At 66.3% G+C, this 17,623-nt stretch carries 10 protein-coding genes; 6 read left to right on the top strand and 4 right to left on the bottom strand.

Going from position 1 to position 17,623, the window contains the following annotated elements; all coding sequences use genetic code 11:
* Window positions 1–551: 551 nt before the first annotated feature.
* Window positions 552–1,337 carry a YgjP family zinc-dependent metalloprotease gene (locus NMB96_RS06945; protein ID WP_023905702.1) on the top strand — a complete coding sequence of 262 codons (786 nt, stop codon included), beginning with the start codon at window positions 552–554 and terminating at the stop codon, window positions 1,335–1,337.
* Between the two features lie 94 nt (window positions 1,338–1,431).
* Here the strand turns inward: NMB96_RS06945 and NMB96_RS06950 are convergent, their stop codons facing one another.
* Window positions 1,432–2,301 carry an alpha/beta fold hydrolase gene (locus tag NMB96_RS06950; protein WP_023905701.1) on the bottom strand — a complete coding sequence of 290 codons (870 nt, stop codon included), beginning with the start codon at window positions 2,299–2,301 and terminating at the stop codon, window positions 1,432–1,434.
* Complete coding sequence (gene hemH / locus NMB96_RS06955; protein ID WP_043889933.1) at window positions 2,298–3,263, bottom strand: ferrochelatase; 966 nt, start codon at window positions 3,261–3,263, stop codon at window positions 2,298–2,300. Before hemH ends, NMB96_RS06950 begins: the two co-directional genes overlap by 4 nt.
* A 154-nt stretch (window positions 3,264–3,417) precedes the next feature.
* On the opposite strand from hemH, the gene NMB96_RS06960 reads away from it, so the two are divergent.
* The 4 genes from NMB96_RS06960 to tatC all read left to right on the top strand — a co-directional run bounded on the left by NMB96_RS06960 (window position 3,418) and on the right by tatC (window position 6,032).
* On the top strand, window positions 3,418–4,320 hold the full coding sequence (locus tag NMB96_RS06960) for a lipid-binding SYLF domain-containing protein (protein ID WP_023905699.1): 903 nt from the start codon (window positions 3,418–3,420) through the stop codon (window positions 4,318–4,320).
* Between the two features lie 72 nt (window positions 4,321–4,392).
* A complete protein-coding gene (tatA, locus tag NMB96_RS06965) occupies window positions 4,393–4,620 on the top strand; it encodes a Sec-independent protein translocase subunit TatA (RefSeq protein ID WP_023905698.1) in 228 nt (75 codons plus the stop codon).
* A gap of 15 nt (window positions 4,621–4,635) precedes the next feature.
* Window positions 4,636–5,298, top strand: a complete 663-nt coding sequence (tatB, locus tag NMB96_RS06970; RefSeq protein ID WP_023905697.1) for a Sec-independent protein translocase protein TatB — start codon at window positions 4,636–4,638, stop codon at window positions 5,296–5,298.
* The gene (gene tatC / locus NMB96_RS06975) at window positions 5,295–6,032 is read left to right on the top strand and encodes a twin-arginine translocase subunit TatC (protein WP_006449088.1); all 738 of its coding nucleotides are present in this window, start codon (window positions 5,295–5,297) and stop codon (window positions 6,030–6,032) included. The genes tatB and tatC overlap by 4 nt, the downstream gene beginning before the upstream one ends.
* A gap of 350 nt (window positions 6,033–6,382) precedes the next feature.
* Here the strand turns inward: tatC and NMB96_RS06980 are convergent, their stop codons facing one another.
* The gene (locus NMB96_RS06980) at window positions 6,383–7,282 is read right to left on the bottom strand and encodes a BPSS1780 family membrane protein (protein WP_023905696.1); all 900 of its coding nucleotides are present in this window, start codon (window positions 7,280–7,282) and stop codon (window positions 6,383–6,385) included.
* Between the two features lie 57 nt (window positions 7,283–7,339).
* Window positions 7,340–8,092, bottom strand: coding sequence for a glutamine amidotransferase (locus NMB96_RS06985; RefSeq protein WP_043889556.1), 753 nt, complete (start codon window positions 8,090–8,092; stop codon window positions 7,340–7,342).
* A 466-nt stretch (window positions 8,093–8,558) separates the two neighbouring features.
* On the opposite strand from NMB96_RS06985, the gene xopAD reads away from it, so the two are divergent.
* Entirely contained in the window at window positions 8,559–17,216 is an 8,658-nt protein-coding gene (gene xopAD, locus NMB96_RS06990) for a XopAD/skwp family type III secretion system effector (protein WP_183086937.1), read from the top strand.
* The last annotated feature ends 407 nt before the right edge of the window (window positions 17,217–17,623 follow it).

Consider the following 17,623-nt stretch of genomic DNA (forward strand, 5'->3'; position numbering starts at 1 on the left):
ACGCAGGTCATGCTCTGCTTGCACCCTACACACCGACTATCTCGACTGGTCCTTGCCCGCCCACCGTCGCGGGACCTTACGCGGCATGGATGCCGCGTAAGAGCCTACATGGACGTACTTGCGGCGTGTCCCGCGATGGTGGGCGGGTAAGGGCCCTGCAGCCAAGCCGCAGATCATCCGCTCCACAACCACCCCATCCACACCGTTCAATCACCTCTCAAAGTGACCGAGAGCTACAGGACGTACTTGCGGCGTGTCCCGCGTCGGTGGGCGGGCAAGCACCCTGCAGCCAAGCCCCAGATCATCCGCTCTAAAAACCGCCCCATCCACACCGTTTAACCACGGCTCAAGACAACCGAGAGCTCAAGCTTCAGCATCGTCTGGATGTTCCCAAGCCGAGCTGGTTGAAGGTGCGTTGAGCTGCGCGTTGCGCATTGCGCCGGGTATGGCGTGATGGATGCAGTGCCACCACAGATCACGCGCGCGCCGTCATCGAATGCATCAATCGCTCCATCTCACCACCTGACACATCGCAGCGCTATCCTGTGCCCATGTTCACGCCCGTCCGCCGCCTCATCGCGCCCACACCGCAGCTTGTCGAACGCGACTGCGTGCGTCTTGAACTGGAGGGGCGGCAGATCGAGGTGTTGCGCGTGCGCGACCCACGTGCGCGGCGCATCAAGCTCAGCGTGGACGAACGCGGCGCCCGGCTGACGCTGCCGATCCGCGCCAGCCTGGTGTCCGGCGAACGGTTTTTGCTGGCGCACCTGGAGTGGCTGAGCACGCAGCTGTCGCGCTATCAGCAGGTCGATGCCTTTCCCGCGCTGGAGCGTGGCGTGCCGGGGCTGCTGCCATTACGCGGTGCCTTGTTGCCGCTGAGCTGGCACGACGGGCGCTATGCACGTATCGACATCACCGATGACGGCGCGCAATTCCATGTGCCCACACGACTGGGCGATGCAGGTCTGCGCCGCACGTTGAAGGAATTTTACGAAGCCCAGGCACGTGCCGATGTCGGCCGTTGGCTACCGAGCTATCTGCCGGGCTTGCCGCGCGCACCGGCACGGGTGCGGCTGAAGGTAATGTCCTCGCAGTGGGGCTCGCTCGCACCGGATGGCTCGATGGCGCTGGATCTGGCGCTGGTGCTAGGCCGTCCGTCCGCGTTCGAATACGTGCTGGTGCACGAGCTCTGCCACCTGGTGCAGGCCAATCACTCGCCCGCGTTCTGGGCCGAAGTGGAGCAGCGCTTTCCTGCCTGGCGCGACGAACGCAGCTATTTCCACGAACACGGCCGCCAACTCAAGGCGCAGTTGCGGCGGTTGTTGCAGGCCGAGTGATGGGCGGTGTGTCGCACCGCCCGTCACAAACCTGATGACACCCATGCTGCGATGGCAATGCGTGTTTGCTTGCAGGCACAACCCGCACCCACTATCACTCGCGCGGCGGCAACTCGGCCAAAAACCCATTGATCACGGCCGCCACTGCTTCCGGTGTTTCCATATGCACGTGGTGCGTGCCCGGCAGAAGATGCAGGCGCGCATCGCGCATCAGCGCCACGCGGTGATCGCGTAACGCATCCGGGAAATACACCTGCGCGGGCGTGGCGAAGATGGCCTGGGTCGGGCAGGCGATGGAGGCCAGCAGCACGTCGATCTGCGCCTCGGTCATGCGGATCGCTGTCGGCAAGGTCAGGCGCGGGTCGCTGCACCAGCTATAGCCGCCTTCCACCGCGCGCACGCCGCGCTCCACCAGCAGGCGTGCGGCCGGTTCGGTGAGCTGGTTGGCCATCATGCGTGCGCGTACCGGCATCTCCATCGATGGAAACACCCGCAGCGGCCGCTGCGCCAGCGTGCGTGCCGAGGCCACTGCATCGCGCAGGCGCGTGGCGGTGCTTTCCACCGGCTCGGCCAGTGCGCCCAATGCTTCGATCGCGATCAAGGCTTCCACGCGTTCCGGCGCCGCGGCCGCGAGCAGGCTGGCAACGCCGCCGCCCAGCGAGTGGCCGAGCACGCTGAAGCGCTCCCAGCCCAGCGCATCGGCCACCTGCAACAGAATCCCGATCGCACTGCTGAGCGTGTATTCGGCACCGGTCGGCAACCACGCGCTATGGCCGTGACCAGGTAGATCGAGCAGCACCAGATCCAGATCCTGCGCGTGCAGGTGCGCGCTCAGCGGTACAAAGCTGGCCGCGTTGTCGAGCCAGCCATGCAGTGCCAGCATCCGGCGCGGGCCGCGCGCGTGATTGCGCAACCCTGTGATCTGACCAATCGGCAGCTCGCACGCAAACGGCTCCAACCTCATACGCGACGTGCCAACGCGGCCAGTGCCTGCGCATGTGCCGGGCTGGCGTTGAGACAGGGGATATAGCTCAGTGTGGCGTTACGCTCGGCCAGCGTTTCGGCAAAGCCCAAGGCCACTTCTTCCAACGTTTCCAGGCAGTCGGTGGCAAAGCCCGGGCAGACCAGATCGAAGCTGCGCACGCCACCTTCGGCCAGTTTCCACAGCGTGGGTTCGGCGTAGGGCTGCAGCCAGCGCTCCGCGCCGAAGCGCGACTGGTACCCCATCTCCCAGTCGTCCGCGCCCAGGCCAAGCGCGGCGACAATCGCCTGCGCGCTGCGCTCGCATTGCTGCGGGTACGGGTCGCCGGCATTGGCCACGCGTTGCGGCAGGCCGTGGAAGGAGAACATCAGCTTCTCGCTGCGCCCGTGCGCCTGCCAGTGCGCACGGATGGAATCGGCGATCGCTGCGACCCAGCCGGCGTCTTCGCAATAGTCCTGTATCACCTCCACCGCGATCTCCGGTGCGCTCGGGCGCCAGGCATCGATCACGTCCTGGATCGAGGCGGTGGTGGTGGTCGAATACTGCGGATACAGCGGCAGCACCACGATGCGCTTGATGCCGCGCGCACGCAGGCCGTCCAGCGTCTTGCGCAGCGCGGGCTGGCCGTAACGCATGGCCCATTCCACATGCCAGTCCGGCATCACCTCTTTCAGACCCTCGGCCAGGCGACGCGTGTACACCGCCAGCGGCGAGCCGTCCGGCAGCCACACCTTGGCGTATTTCTCCGCCGACTTGGGCCCGCGGATCGGCAGGATCACCCCGTACAGCAGCGGCTTCCAGAACAGCGGCGGGATCGCGACCACACGGCGGTCGCTGAGGAACTCGGCCAGGTAGCGGCGCACGGCCGGGGCGGTGGGCGACTCGGGCGTGCCGAGATTGACGACCAGCAGGGCGGTATCGGAGGTGGTATTCATGCCGAGCATTCTGGCAGAGCGCAGCAGCGCTGCCGAGGACAGCGCATCGATCGCCCCCATTGACCGCCTCTTGATCGCCCGGTTGCGCTCACCACCGATTCATTGCGCCACCACTAACGTCGCGCCATTGCTATCTTTGACGGATCGTCCTTTGGAGCTTGTCATGCCCCGTTTGTCGCGCCTGGCCCTGTTGTTGTCGTTGACCTTCGCCGCCGGCCATGCCGTTGCCGGCCCGGAAGAGGACCAGCGCGCGCGTAACGCGGTTCGCGTGCTCAACGAGATCATGAAGATCCCCGAGCAGTCCATCCCGGACAAGCTGCTCGACGAGGCACGCGCCATCGTGGTCATCCCCGACACGCTCAAGGCCGGTCTGGTGATCGGCGGCCGTCGCGGCCACGGCTTGATGTCGATGAAGAACGCCGACGGCAGCTGGTCGCAGCCGGTGTTCGTCAAGCTCACCGGCGGCAGCATCGGCTTCCAGGCCGGCGTGCAGTCCTCCGACGTGGTGCTGGTGTTCCGCAACGACCGCAGCCTGGACAACATCGTCAACGGCAAATTCACCCTCGGCGCCGATGCCGGCGTGGCCGCCGGCCCGGTCGGCCGCAATGCCGCCGCCGCCACCGACGGCCAGCTCAAGGCCGAAATCTGGTCGTGGTCGCGCGCCCGTGGCCTGTTCGCCGGCGTCGCACTGGATGGCGCGATCCTGCAGATCGACGATGCCGCCGATCTGAATGCCTACGGTGGCGGCGCCACCCCGCGCATGATCTTCGAAGGCCGCACCAACGAGCGCGCGTCCACCGACGTGATCGCTTTCCGCGATCGCCTGGAAGAGGCCACTTACACCGCGCGCGCCAATCGCGGCACCGACGGCGCGGCCGAGGGCACCGCACCTGCACCGCGTCCGCAGACCGCGCCACCGGCACAGGCCGCGAGCACCCCGCCGCCGCCGGCCAACGAGGCCAGTACCGTGCCGATGCAGCCCAGCGCCACGCCGCCGCCGCAACAGGGATTTCAGCCGGTCTCCGATGGCGAAATTCGCACCGAATCGCTGGACGGCAACCGCTAAACCGCTGTCATCCCCCTGCGCGGTGCGCTGGGGTATCCTGCGTCTTCCTTCTTTTCAGCAAGCGAGCAGATCATGGGCGGTTTCAGCATTTGGCACTGGCTGATCGTGCTGGTGATCGTGTTGCTGGTGTTCGGTACCAAGCGGCTCACCAGCGGTGCCAAGGATCTCGGCAGCGCGGTCAAGGAATTCAAGAAAGGCATGCACGACGACGACAAGCCGGCCGGAAAGCTTGGCGACGACGCGCGCACGGCCGAGCAGGCGCGTGAGGCGCAGGCCGAGCGCGACCGCGACGCGCGTTGATCCGGAGCGGCGTCGGTGTTTGACATAGGTGTTGGCGAACTGACGCTGATCGCAATCGTCGCCCTGGTGGTGCTCGGTCCCGAGCGTTTGCCCAAGGCGGCCCGGTTTGCCGGATTGTGGGTGCGCCGCGCGCGCATGCAGTGGGATTCGGTCAAGCAGGAACTGGAGCGCGAGCTGGAGGCCGAAGAGCTCAAGCGCAGCCTGCAGGACGTGCAGACCTCGCTGCGCGAGGCCGAAGACCAGTTGCGCAACAAGCAGCAGCACCTGGAGCAGGGCGCCCGCGCGCTGCATGACGAGGTGGGCCGCGATATCGATATCCGCAGCACTGCGACACCGGTGGCGACGCCGCTGGAGCTGGCGCATGCGGATCTGTCGGCCGGGGCCAATGCCGAGCGGGCCGTAGGGACGTCGGCGGCAGGAATGCCGGCAGTGGCCGCCGTCGCTGCACCAGCGGCTGCGGCACCGGTGATTGCACAGGCACAGCCAATCGCCCCGGCGCCCCATCAAACGTTGGTACCGGCCCCACATGACCCCGTGGTGCCAGCGCCGCATGCCGCACATCTCACCAGCGCGCATGCCCCGGTGACTGCCGCACCTATCGATGCGAGCACGTCGCTCGAGCCGAGCACCGCGACAGAGCCGACCGCGCCAACCAAGATCCAGGAGAAGCAGCCGTGAGCCTGTTCGACGACGCACAGGCCGAAAGCAGTCTGATCGAGCATCTGGTCGAGTTACGCGCGCGGCTGGTGCGCGCGCTGATCGGCCTGGGCGTGGTGTTGCTGGCGCTGTTGCCGTTCTCCCGCGCGATCTATTCCTGGCTGGCGGCGCCGCTGATTTCGCAGCTGCCACTGGGGCAGACGATGATCGCGATGAATCCGGCCGGCGCGTTCTTCGCCCCGCTCAAGCTGACCTTCTTCGTGGCGGTGTTCTTCAGCGTGCCGTGGCTGCTGTATCAGGCCTGGGCGTTCGTGGCGCCGGGCCTGTATCAGCGCGAAAAGAAGTTGGCGTTTCCGCTGTTGGCCTCGGCGGTGGCGTTGTTCTATATCGGCTGCGCCTTCGCGTATTTCCTGGTGTTGCCGGCGGTGTTCCACTTCCTGACCACGTTCAAGCCGGACGTGATCGCCATTACCCCGGATGCCAATTCCTATCTCGACTTCGTGCTGGCGATCTTCTTCGCCTTCGGTGCGAGCTTCGAGTTGCCGGTGGCGCTGGTGATCCTGGTGCTGCTGGGCTGGGTCACGCCCAAGCAACTGAGCGAAGGCCGTGGCTACGCCATCGTCGGCATCTTCATCCTGGCCGCGGTGCTCACCCCGCCGGACGTGGTCTCGCAGCTGATGCTCGCGATCCCGATGTGCCTGCTCTACGAGCTCGGCATCGTCGCCTCACGCGCGGTCGGGCCGAAAGCCGCCTAGCGCGCCGCGCGTCAGGCACCGACAGTGCCAGGCCTCTCCTTGTAGGAGCGCACTTGTGCGCGATGAAGCTTTCGCGGGAAAGCTTCATCGCGCGCAAGCGCGCTCCTACGATGCCCGAGTGATCCGGTCGCAAGCACGCACACACGCGTTTGATAGCCAAAGCAGTGCTTGACGTGTCAGAACGAGGGCTGGGAGTGCGAGATGGACGCTTGTTTGCACAAGGCGCCAGGCCAACGCAGGTGCTAGCTGGCACCGAAGGTGCCGCTCGTGTAGGAGCGCACCCGGGCGCGATAGAGGCTTTCCCGAGAAAGCTTCATCGCGCCCAGGTGCGCTCCTACAGATCACGCACCTCAGGCGGCAAACACGTCCGGGCGCGACGGCGGGGCCGGCTGTGCAACGGCGCCTTCGTGCGTGAACATCTGCTTCCAGGCGGCGTAGACCGAGCCGGCGAAGACCGGCATCAGCACGGCCATCAGAAGCAGCTGGGCCAGCCACATCGCCACGGTCTGCCCGGCCACCAGGCCGACGATCAGCGCCACGATCATCACTGCGAAATAGATCGCGAAGATGCTGATGAAGGCCAGCACGAAAAACACCAGCATCGCCGGCAGGTTGTGCAGGCTGGCGCGCAGGCTCTCGCGCAGCGCGTGGCCGCCGGTGCTGCGGTCGAACATCACCTGCGGCGGCATCACGAATAGCGCCAGCGTCATCGCCGCGAAGGTGGCGATGGTCAGCAGCAGCCACAGCAGGATACGGCCGGCCGGCAGGCTGGCGGCAAGTTGCTCGATCTGCACCGGGTCCGGCTGCGCGCCGGACTGGCTGATCTGGTTGATCTTGACCATCACCTCGGACAATTGCTGCAGCCCGTTGGCGCCGATCATCACCAGCAGCAGCACGCCCAGCAGCAGGCCGGCGATCAGCTGTGGCAGCAGCGACACCAGCAGATGGGGCGCGCGACCGTCCTGCAGACCGTGCAGCAAGTGCGATGGCTTGGCGGTGCGGCCTTCGTCCACTTCGCGGATGGCCCACAGCAGGCCGCCCATGAACAGCGGGCCGGCCAGGACCAGCAGGAACTGCAGGGCCGGGCCCAGCAGTGGCACCAGTACCGACAGCGACACCACCAGCGAGGCGGCCACGCTCCAGATCACCCCCAGCGAGCCAAGCGCCAGCGGCGCCCGCTTCAACAGCGAGAAACCGGTCAACAGCCACTCTGCGCCGGCAGATGCCGGCACCTTACGAATTTCGCTCATTCCCATTCCGGATCGACACGCACCGGACCATCCGGCGTGCCGCGATTATCGCTGCTTTTACGTGTGTGCGGCGGGATGAGCGATCACTGTTTGCAGGCCGCATGCGTGATGCACGAAGCGGCGCAGCAGCTTGCGGGCGATCGGAGCGGCGGTGACCTCGCGGGCGACCGTGCGGGCGCAGTGGCCATGCCGGGCAATGCACTCGGCGCGCGCCTGCACATAACCGCGCATGTGGTGGGTGGCGAACTCCGGATGGAACTGCACTCCCCAGGTGGCGCGGCCCCAGCGGAACGCATGGCAGCGGTCCTGCCGCGAGTGCGCCAGCACGACGGCGCCATCGGGGGCGCGGACGACCGTCTGCAGATGGGTGGCATGTGCCGGGAACTGCGGCGGAAGGCCTGCAAATAGAGGGTCTTGCTCGGCTGGCGGATGCAGTTCCAGCGCGATGGTGCCGGATTCGCGCCCGGCCGGGTTGTAGTCGACCTCGCCGCCAAGCGCGTGCGCCAGCAGCTGATGCCCGTAGCAGATGCCCAGCAACGGCATGCCCTGATGAGCGGCATGGCGCAGCCATTCGGCACTGCGTTCGCTCCAGTCGGCGCGGTCGGTCACGAAGGCAGCCGAACCGCTGACGATGATGCCGGCAAAGTCGGCCGGGTCCGGTAGCGCCTCGCCATTGGCGACGTCGATGGCCACGGTTTCCTGCTCGGCCAGCCCAGCCGCCACGCGGATCCAGTGCTGAAAACGGCCGTATCGCTTCATCTCCGGCACGGGGTGCCCGGTTTCGATGATCAGGAACGGCAACACAGACATGCGCGAAGACCCGGACACGACAGATCCCCCGATTGTAGGCGGCAGTGGCGGGTTTTTTTCAAGCGATGCCCCGATACGGGCGCTGCGGGTCATTGCCGAATGACATGTCTTGATTCCCTCTCAGCTGGATGGAGGTGGTGGTGACGGGGGCGCCGGCTGTGGCACGCCTTGTATATCGGCAGAGAAACGCACGACTGGACTGACCGGGCCTTCGCGCCTTCGCGGTGGTTAGGTCGACGAGAGGTTCGGCAGGATTCGTATAAGAAAACGGCGAATCGTGCCTAACCATCCGAACACCGTGCCCCACGGCTGCGGGGCACGTCGCCGTGCCGGCGTGCTGCATCCCAGGCGTTCAATCCATGCGAGGTATTTGGGCCTTTAGCCTAACTCGCAGCGGCGTCGCACACGTCATCGGCGCTTCGTATTGAAGAAGCCGCTCGCGGGCAGATTGTTTAAATTTCCCGGCATGAAAACCCATGCCACCAATCCACATTCGTTACGCACAAACTTGCCTCACGCTCATGAGGAGAAGCCCAGGCCAGCCGAGCATCAGGCAGCAGCCAGCACCAGGGACGATCGTCACCCCCTTGGACGGCCGCCCAGCAAACGGCGGCGGGTAGAGTCGGATGACCCTGGGGCGTCGACGCGCTATGGACAGCCCTCTACGGCAAGCGCCGCAAAAAAAGAGCAAACCGACGCCAGCGAAGGCGCATCGGACAGGCGCTTTCGGAACGGGCAGCCCTCTGCCGTAAAAAACGAGCGCGCTGAAACCGAGCGGCGCCCGGGCAAATTGCCCGCTGATGTAAGCGTCGCCTCGTCGCATCGTCGACCACAACGACCAATGCATGATGGTTTGGAGGCGAGGGCAAATCTTCGATCGACCGAACGGCAGTCCGACCGGACCGCAGGAAAACGACCGCGCGAAGAGCAAGAATCCTATCGGCAGTCAAAGCGCCCACTCCATGGTGTGAGGTTGACGACGGCGGAGCTTCGCATGGCCGAAGATCAGCTGGACCCGGCGGCAGAAAAACGGCTGCAGGCGCAGCGAAAGCAGCAACAGCGACAGTTGAGCGAGCCCCACGGAATCGCTGCGAACCATAACGCCGGCCTGTGCGTGTCCATGGCATATGACAACGAGTTGGCGCATTGCGTGCGTGGCCGGATGGCGTTGCCTTTCCTGGAAGAGAGTTTGCATGCGCAAGTCAACGCGAGTCGGCTCGACAAGTACCTTCAGCTGGTTGCCAATGCACAGCGCACCAGGGCGGCAACGCCCCGCGAGCTCGATCATTGCATCGAGCTTGCAGCGCACTATCTCTCCGAAACCGGGTGGTTCGAAGGTGCATCGCTGAAGCAGCTGGCGCATGTGGCCAACAAGTTGAGCAAGCACCCGAACCAGCCCGCGTGCATGGAGGCGATCGCGTGGATCGCCGGGCAGCTCAATCAGGCCGACGATCTCGCGGGACTGGGTGGCTACCCGTCGGTGCTTCTCCTGAACGCCTTCTCGAAGAACATCGACAGCGGCGGGTGTGGACGCGCCGTGGCGCGTTTGGCGCGTCATTTGCTGCGTGACGAGCGTGCCCGGCAGTCTCTGAGCGCGCAGAACATCAGCTTGGCACTCAACACTTTCAGCAAGTGGCTTGATCAGCCCGATTGCCAGGCCATCGCGCAAGGGCTCGCCGCGCGTATCGCCAGCGACAAACGCCTGCGTGATGCAATGGATGCGCAGAGCGTGGCGAACGCGCTCAACGCCCTGAGCAAATGGCCCGACATACCGGTCTGTGGAGAGGCTGTCGGCGCGCTGGCGCTGCGGCTGGCCGACGAGCCCAGGTTGCGCCGCGCCCTCAATCCGCAAGAAGTGGCCAATGCGTTCAACGCCCTGAGCAAATGGCCCGATTCGCCGGTCTGTGGAGAGGCTGTCAGCGCGCTGGCCGAGCGGCTGGCCGACGATCCCGGGTGTTACGAGGGCCTCGATCTTGTCAATGTGACCCAGGCGCTCAACGCCCTGAGCAAATGGCACGGCACGCCGGTGTGTGCGGCCGCAGCCAGTGTGCTGGCCACGCGGCTGGCCGATGAACCCGGCTTATGCAAGGCGCTGACCCCGATCGGCGTGCCCAATGTGCTCAACGCCCTGAGCAAATGGCCCGGCACGCAGGTCTGTACAGAGGCCGTCTGTGCGCTGGCCGCGCGGTTGGCCGACGATCCCGGATTGCGCGAGGCGCTGCACCCGCAAGGCGTGACCAATGTGCTCAACGCCCTGAGCAAATGGCCCAGCACGCAGATCTGTGCCGAGGCCGCCAGTGTGCTGGCCGCACGGCTGGCCGACGATCCCACCTTGCGCAAGTCCCTGGACCCCCAAGGTTTGGCCAACGCGCTCAACGCCCTCAGCAAATGGCCCGACATGGCGGTGTGTGCGGAAGCTGTCAACGCACTGGCCGTACGCCTGGCCGAAGATACCGGCTTGCGCAAGGCCCTCGACCCGATCAACGTGACCCAAGCGCTCGACGCCCTGAGCAAATGGCCAGACACGCAGGTCTGCGAGGCCGTCGCCAGCATGCTTGCCCTGCGGCTGGTCGACGAGCGCAGGTTGCGCAATGCCCTCAAGCCGCACGAAGTGGTTACCACGCTCCATGCCTTGAGCAAATGGCCCAGATCGCAGGTCTGTGGAGAAGTTGTCGGGGCACTGGCCGTGCGGCTGGCCGACGATCCCGCCTTGCGCAAGGGCCTGGAACCACAAGGCGTGGTGGTCGCGCTCAACGCCCTGAGCAAATGGCCCGACACGTCGATTTGTGCGGCGGCCGTCAGCGCGCTGGCGGAGCGACTGGCCGACGACGATCCGGTGTTGCGCACGGCCCTCAATCCAATGGACGTGACCAACGCGTTGAATGCCCTGAGCAAATGGCCTGAAGCACCGCTGTGCACTGCCGCGGTCAACGCAATGGCTGCGTGGCTGGCCGGCGATGCGGGGTTGCGTAATGCCTTCAACTCAATGGACGTGGCCAACACGTTGAATGCCCTGAGCAAAAGGCCTGATGCACCGCTGTGCACAGCCGCGGTCGAGGCGCTTGCTTCGCGGCTGGTCGACGATCCGGTATTGCGCAAGGCCCTTAATCCAATAGACATTGCCACCGCGCTCAACGCACTGAGCAAATGGCCCGGCACGCAGCTCTGTGCAGAGGCCGTCGGTGCGCTGGCCGCACGGCTGACCGACGATTCCCGGTTGCGCAAGGCCCTGGACCCGCAAAGCGTGGCCAACGCGCTCAACGCGCTGAGCAAATGGCCCGACACGGCCGTGTGTGCGCAGGCCGCCAGCGCGCTCGCCGCACGGCTGGCCGACGAGCGTAGTTTGCACGAGGGCCTCGGATCGCAAGAAATGGCAAACGTGCTCAACGCCCTGAGCAAATGGCCCGATACGGCGGTGTGTGCGGAGGCTGCCAGTGTGCTCGCTGCACGCCTGGCCGACGGTCGCGGCCTGTCCAAGGTCATGGACCGGCAGGGCATGGTCACCGCGCTCAACGCGCTGAGCAAATGGCCCGGCACGCAGGCCTGCGTGGCCGCCGCGAGCACGCTGGCCTTGCGGCTGGCATGCGAGAGCGATTTGCATAACGCCCTCAAGCCGCCACAAGTGGGCGTTGCGCTCAACGCGCTGAGCAAATGGCCCGGCTCGCCGGTCTGTACGGAAGCGGTCAGTACGCTGGCCTCGCGGCTGGTTGACGATCCCGGATTGCGCAAAGCATTGAACCCGCAAGGCGTGGCCAATGTGCTCAACGCGCTGAGCAAATGGCCGGGCACGCCGGTCTGTACGGAGGCCGTCAGCGCGCTGGCCGGCCGGCTCGCCGACGATCCCGGGTTGTGCAAGGCGCTCAACACACTCGACGTGACCAATACCTTGAATGCCCTGAGCAAATGGCCCGGCACCCAGGCCTGTGCACAGGCCGCCAGTGCGCTCGCCGCGCGGCTGGCCGACGAACCCCGGTTGCGCAAGGGCCTCGAACCGCACCAGGTGGCCATCGTACTCAACGCGCTGAGCAAATGGCCCGGCTCGCCGGTCTGTACGGAAGCGGTCAGTACGCTGGCCTCGCGGCTGGTTGACGATCCCGGATTGCGCAAAGCATTGAACCCGCAAGGCGTGGCCAACGCGCTCAACGCGCTGAGCAAATGGCCGGGCACGCCGGTCTGTACGGAGGCCGTCAGCGCGCTGGCCGGCCGGCTCGCCGACGATCCCGGGTTGTGCAAGGCGCTCAACACACTCGACGTGACCAATACCTTGAATGCCCTGAGCAAATGGCCCGGCACCCAGGCCTGTGCACAGGCCGCCAGTGCATTGGCCGCACGGCTGGCCGACGATTCCGCCTTGCGCGAGGCACTGACCCCGCAAGATGTGGCCACCGCGCTCAATGCCCTGAGCAAATGGCCCGGCACGCCGGCCTGCGAGGCGGCCTTGGACCTATTGGCTGCGAAGCTGGCTGAGGACCACGATCTGCGACACCTCATGGACGCGCATGACGTGGTCCTGGCGCTCAACGCGATGAGCAGATCTTTCGGAAGGCCGGCGTGTCAATCGGCAGGGATCCTGCTCACCGAGCGTGCAGGCTCGGCCGAGCTGCCCTGGCATCAGTTCGAAATGCGCGGCATCTCCATGCTGGCGAACGCGATGTCTCGCCTGCTGCAACTGGACGAGGAGCAGTTCCAGGCCTTGGGCGTCGCCAAACTGCAGGCCATGGCCGGGCACCTGGACCTGCACCGCGAGCGTTTTGCATCCGCCTCGGCCAAGGATATCGGGGGGATCTTCAAGGCCCTTGCCTCGGCGCGGCTTCAACGCCAGATGCGCCCGCTGGGACAGCCAGCGCTGGAGCGGGTGTCGGTCCTGATCGGGGACGATGGATTACGCCAGACCAGCCTTGAGTGGATCGGCAACCTCTGCATGGGACTGTTGCCGCTGATCAGCAGCCCGGAGTTGAGCCCCCGCCATCGGGGCCAGGCATTGCGCGTGTTCGACACCTTGCAGCCCATCGTCGCGCGCAAGATCGACCTGTACCTTCCCGGCGACGGCGCGCGCGCGTCGGCCGACATCGAACAGCATGCAACGCGCTGCCCGGCGCTGACCTTCTACCAGGTGCTCAAGGCCTACGCGGTGGTGATCCGGCAATGGAAAGCGCGCCATCTTGACGGGCCGCGGAAGCAAGTGCGCCAGCGCCGCGACGAACTGGTGAAGTGGGTGGACCTGACGCTGGTGCGCACGCGCGAGGCGATCGAGGCGGACCTGGGCGAGATGAGCTGGAACCTGATCGCGCAGATCGAGGCCGGCGAGCAGGTGTTCGACGCCCTGGACCTGCGCATGGCCAAGGACGCGCCGGCGATTACACAGGCCCATCCACCGACCCGCTTTGACCTGGACAGTGGGCGCTTGAGTATGTCCTCGGTTCCCGGTCGGCCGGTGCCGCCGGCGCCCGGCCGCGGCAGTACGACCCATGTGGTGGTCGATCTGGTGGGCAAGGAGCTGTCGACCAATCGGTCCGAATCGGACAAGCCGTACTCGCTGTTTGCGCGCCTGACCGGGCTGCCGCTGGTGGAGGTGCAATTGCCTGGTGACCTATCGACCTTCATGCTCGCGCGGACGTTCAACTACAACGGCGAGCCCTGGCGCTTCGACCTGTTCGGCGGCAGCCGCGCCGCGCGCAGCAAATCCGGCAGCAGCAGTCTGGTGATGTCCCAACGCAAGGAGTCGGCGTCGCTGTTGCCTGCATTCCGCTATGCCGACACCGCCCCGGGCAGCAGCCTGATGCAGTTGGCCGCCAAGCTCGCTCCGCAACGCGAGGACTGGTCGCGCATGCAGCGCTCGCTGCTGGAGATGGTGCCCAGTGACCATGTCGTGGAGGGCACGCTGCGCCTGGGCGTGTTCGATGACGTCGAGGGCCCTGCGCATCCGTTCAAGCCGTTGGCGGCGGATGGCACTGCCCTGGCGCTGTGCCCCAACGATGGCTGCGGTTTCCTGAAACTGGAGGTGGCCTTGTCCATTCCGGCCTTCCGCAAGCATTACGAGGCCTGGCACGCAGTGCAGGCGAACCAGGCCACCGAGGAGCAGCGCGACCTGGTGGCCAAGGACAAGGGCCCTTCGCTGATGCCACCGCAGGCGCTGCACCATTACCCGCGCGATGCGGCGGCACTGGAAGAGGCGCATGCGGCGATGCAGGACCGGTTGCAGACACTGGAGCCGACGGGCGATGACCCGTTGCGGGTGTACAGGCCGCTGATCAGCGGCGGCTACCAGGGCCAGCGGGTGCGGGCGGTGCCGTCGGCAGACGACAAGGTGCATCTGCCGCAGCAGCGCAGCCACGCCTTCGACCTGGCCGGCGGCCCGTTGCTGCTCGGCAAGCCCCCCTACGACAAGGAGAATCTGCTGCCGGTGCCCGAGCAACGCATCGCCACCGTGGCCAAGGGCGACGCCACCGCCGCGTTCCTTTCCCAGTGCTTCGGCATCCAGTACAGCTACACCGGTTTCGACGATCGCTCCGGCGTCGATCCGCAGATGCTGCACAGCAAGGGCATGCTGGTTGTCGTGCCCGGGAAGCAATGGCCGGCCGCGTTTGCCGACACCGACCTGGCCTGCTCCAAGGAAGATCTGAAGACGCTGTCGTGCTGGACCAACGGCCGCGACCGCGGTGCCTTGCCGCGCGACATGCTCAGCACCGGCAGCCTGCGGCTCAAGGAGATCGTGGAGCCTGGGTGCCTGGGCGCACTGCCGATCGACGAGTTGCGCAAACGCGACATGGACACCGACGGCGACGACGCCTTCATCTACGCCGGCTACCCCAAGCTGGCGGCGCTGATTTCGCGGGTGATGGATCGCAAGACCAAGCTCGGGCTCGGTCGGCAGAAGTCCTTCAAGCCGCCGAAGACGGCCACGCCGGCCATCGACCCGGCCACCGGCCACTACCAGCCCGGGCGGCTGTCGGAGATCATGGCGCTCAAGCGCGGTCAGCGCATCACCTCGGCGGCGGCCACGCTGGCCGCGCGTTTCATGGCGCAACCGGACGCGCTGCGCGCAGCGATGGCGCGCGAGATGATGTTCGGCACCTACGATGGCATCGAGCGCGAGTTGCGCAACGGTTTGCGCGAGCTGCTCGAAGAGCAGGTCCGCGATCCGGTGGTGTTGGCCACGCTGCGCGTGCAGGCGCGCGAGGGGATCGAACGCGCTCACCTGCCCGAGGCGCGTGAAGCGGCCGCGTTGCTGCACGCGCAGCTGCTTGCGCTGGAGACGGACCCGGCCGCCGACAGCGCCGCGCCGGCGTTGCCCGAGGCCGTGGCCGAGGCGTTTCCCGGCCTGGCCAAGGCCTACGCGGCCGCCTCTGGCGTCGAGGCGCGCATCCACGCCATCCTGGACAACTACCCGGTGCGCCGGCTATCGCATGCGCAGTTCCCGGACGGGCAACCTGGGCTCATCCCCGGCGAGCCGGAACTGACCCTGCGCAACCTGTTCACCATCGCGGTCAAGGTCGGCACCGATGCGCTGAAGTCCGACACCGGCACGGCGTTGTTCGCCAAGATCGTGGAGGCCTGCGAACGGTCCGAGCGCAGCTTCGCCGAGCGGGTCCGCGTCCCGCCATACAGCAGGGCGACCGCCCGGGCCATGCAGGACGGGCGCTTCGATCCCGAACAGACCAAGCTGCTGCTGCAGCGCATGCCGTCGATGGCCGCCGGCGTCATGGAAGACGCGCTCGAGGCGCTGCAGCAGGCCGGCTGGATCGACCGGTCGCAGCCGCCGACCGAGCGTCTGCGCGACGTGCAGCCGCAGGACATTGCGGTTCAGGCACAGGCCTTGCTCGGGCGCGCTCGGCAGATGGAGCCGCAGGTCACCGACATGCTGCAGCGCATTGCCGCCCGCCATGGTGGGCAACTGGCCGGCACGCAGCATCAACTAAAGTCCTACGGCTCGTTGCAGGAAAAGCTCAAGCAGCGGGTGGCACTGAAAAAGCAGACGCTGGAAGAAGCGGCGGCGGGCGTCAACGATGCGCTGCGCTACAGCGTGGTGCTGGAACCGCAGGACTTCACCGCCGGTCTGCGCGCCACGCTGGCTGCACTGGACGACCAGGGCCATGCACGGGTCAAGCTGACCAATCAATTCACCGATTACCCGCCAGTCTTCAAGGCCATCAATGTCACGCTGCGCAGCCCTGACGGTGCGCTGTGGGAGATCCAGTTCCACACGCCGGAGACCTTCGCGCTCAAGGAGCGCTTCCACGATCTGTACAAGCGCGCCCATGCGCTGGCGGTTGGCGGTGCGTCGCGGGCCGAGCAACGCACCCTGCAGGCGCCTGCACTGGAGGCCTTCAAGCGCGTGGCCTCGCCGCCAGGATGCGAGGAGATCGACAACTGGCAGGAAGAGACGGTGCCGGCGTTGCCAAGCGCCACGCCCACGCCCACGCCCGGCGCCGAGCAGACTGCCGGCACTGCAGACCCATCGTCGGCATCCGGTGTGTTCGACACCGCCGCAGGCAAGCAAGCGGCGCTGACCCCGGTGCTCGACACGCTGGCCGAAGGCTTGGGCGCGCGGCTCTGGGGCAACGTGCGCTACGACGCCAAGCAGGGCCGGATCGAGCAGGCGCAACAGGCCCCGTTCCAGAAATCGGTCGCCTCGATCAAGGACAAGATCCGGCGCCATCTGCGCGCTGGCATGACTGCCGAACAGGCCGCGCAGCGCGTGGGCGATGCGCTGCGCTATGCGCTTGAGCTGCAGTCCGAGGGTTTCGTGATCAAGGTGCTGGCGGCACAGGACGCACTGCGTCGGCAAGGAATCACGTGCGTGAAGCTGAAAAATTACTTCACCTCGGGAGGTGGCACCTACCGGGGCATCAATGCCAGCTTCACCGACGCCGAGGGCTACGCGTTTGAAGTGCAGTTCCACACGGCCGAGAGCTTCAACGCCAAGGCGCAAACGCACCTGCCGTACAAGCGGATGCAGTTGGCGCAGACACGACTGGACAGGGAGCGGCAAAAACCTCAGCCCGATCCGGTCAGGCAGGCAAAACTGACGCAGGAGATCGCAGCGCACCAAAAGGCCATGCACGAGATGACCGCCAAGGTGCGCAAACCCGCCGGGGTCGAGCGTCTGGGAGTGCGCGCATGAGGGCCAATCTATCTTCCGGAACGTGGACAAGTGCGACAGTTGGAAAGATTGAGCTGCGGGCCAGATGGCGTCTCCACCATGACGGCATGAGCGCCGACTTGCACTGGTGCGGCAACATCGAGCGCGTGCGGCGCGCACTCGCGGCCGGGTGCGTCGGTCGCCGTCATGGCGATCGAGCGCTTGGCGTACGAAAACGACGTGGAAACCGGGCGTGTCTTTGCATGCGTGCCCGCCGACAACGTGCCTGAGCGAACGGGCGATCGGCAGGGATCGGTCCCACCGTGCGCAAAAAATTTTCTACTCAATCCCCGACCCTCGATGCCTTGCGGCCTCGAGAATCCCCCCGATCATGCACGCGCGTGCCGGCTGCCAACCACGCCCAAGCGACGTGCTCGCCAGGACGGAGG

It is taken from the genome of Xanthomonas hortorum (assembly GCF_024339125.1).
GTDB lineage: Bacteria > Pseudomonadota > Gammaproteobacteria > Xanthomonadales > Xanthomonadaceae > Xanthomonas > Xanthomonas hortorum.

Bases quoted from the DNA above. Each gene is read 5' to 3' on its own strand.
- tatA (WP_023905698.1), top strand. From the start codon at position 4,393: ATGGGCGGTTTCAGCATTTGGCACTGGCTGATCGTGCTGGTGATCGTG.
- NMB96_RS06950 (WP_023905701.1), bottom strand. From the start codon at position 2,301: ATGAGGTTGGAGCCGTTTGCGTGCGAGCTGCCGATTGGTCAGATCACA.
- xopAD (WP_183086937.1), top strand. From the start codon at position 8,559: ATGAAAACCCATGCCACCAATCCACATTCGTTACGCACAAACTTGCCT.
- NMB96_RS06980 (WP_023905696.1), bottom strand. From the start codon at position 7,282: ATGAGCGAAATTCGTAAGGTGCCGGCATCTGCCGGCGCAGAGTGGCTG.
- hemH (WP_043889933.1), bottom strand. From the start codon at position 3,263: ATGCTCGGCATGAATACCACCTCCGATACCGCCCTGCTGGTCGTCAAT.
- NMB96_RS06960 (WP_023905699.1), top strand. From the start codon at position 3,418: ATGCCCCGTTTGTCGCGCCTGGCCCTGTTGTTGTCGTTGACCTTCGCC.
- NMB96_RS06985 (WP_043889556.1), bottom strand. From the start codon at position 8,092: ATGTCTGTGTTGCCGTTCCTGATCATCGAAACCGGGCACCCCGTGCCG.
- NMB96_RS06945 (WP_023905702.1), top strand. From the start codon at position 552: ATGTTCACGCCCGTCCGCCGCCTCATCGCGCCCACACCGCAGCTTGTC.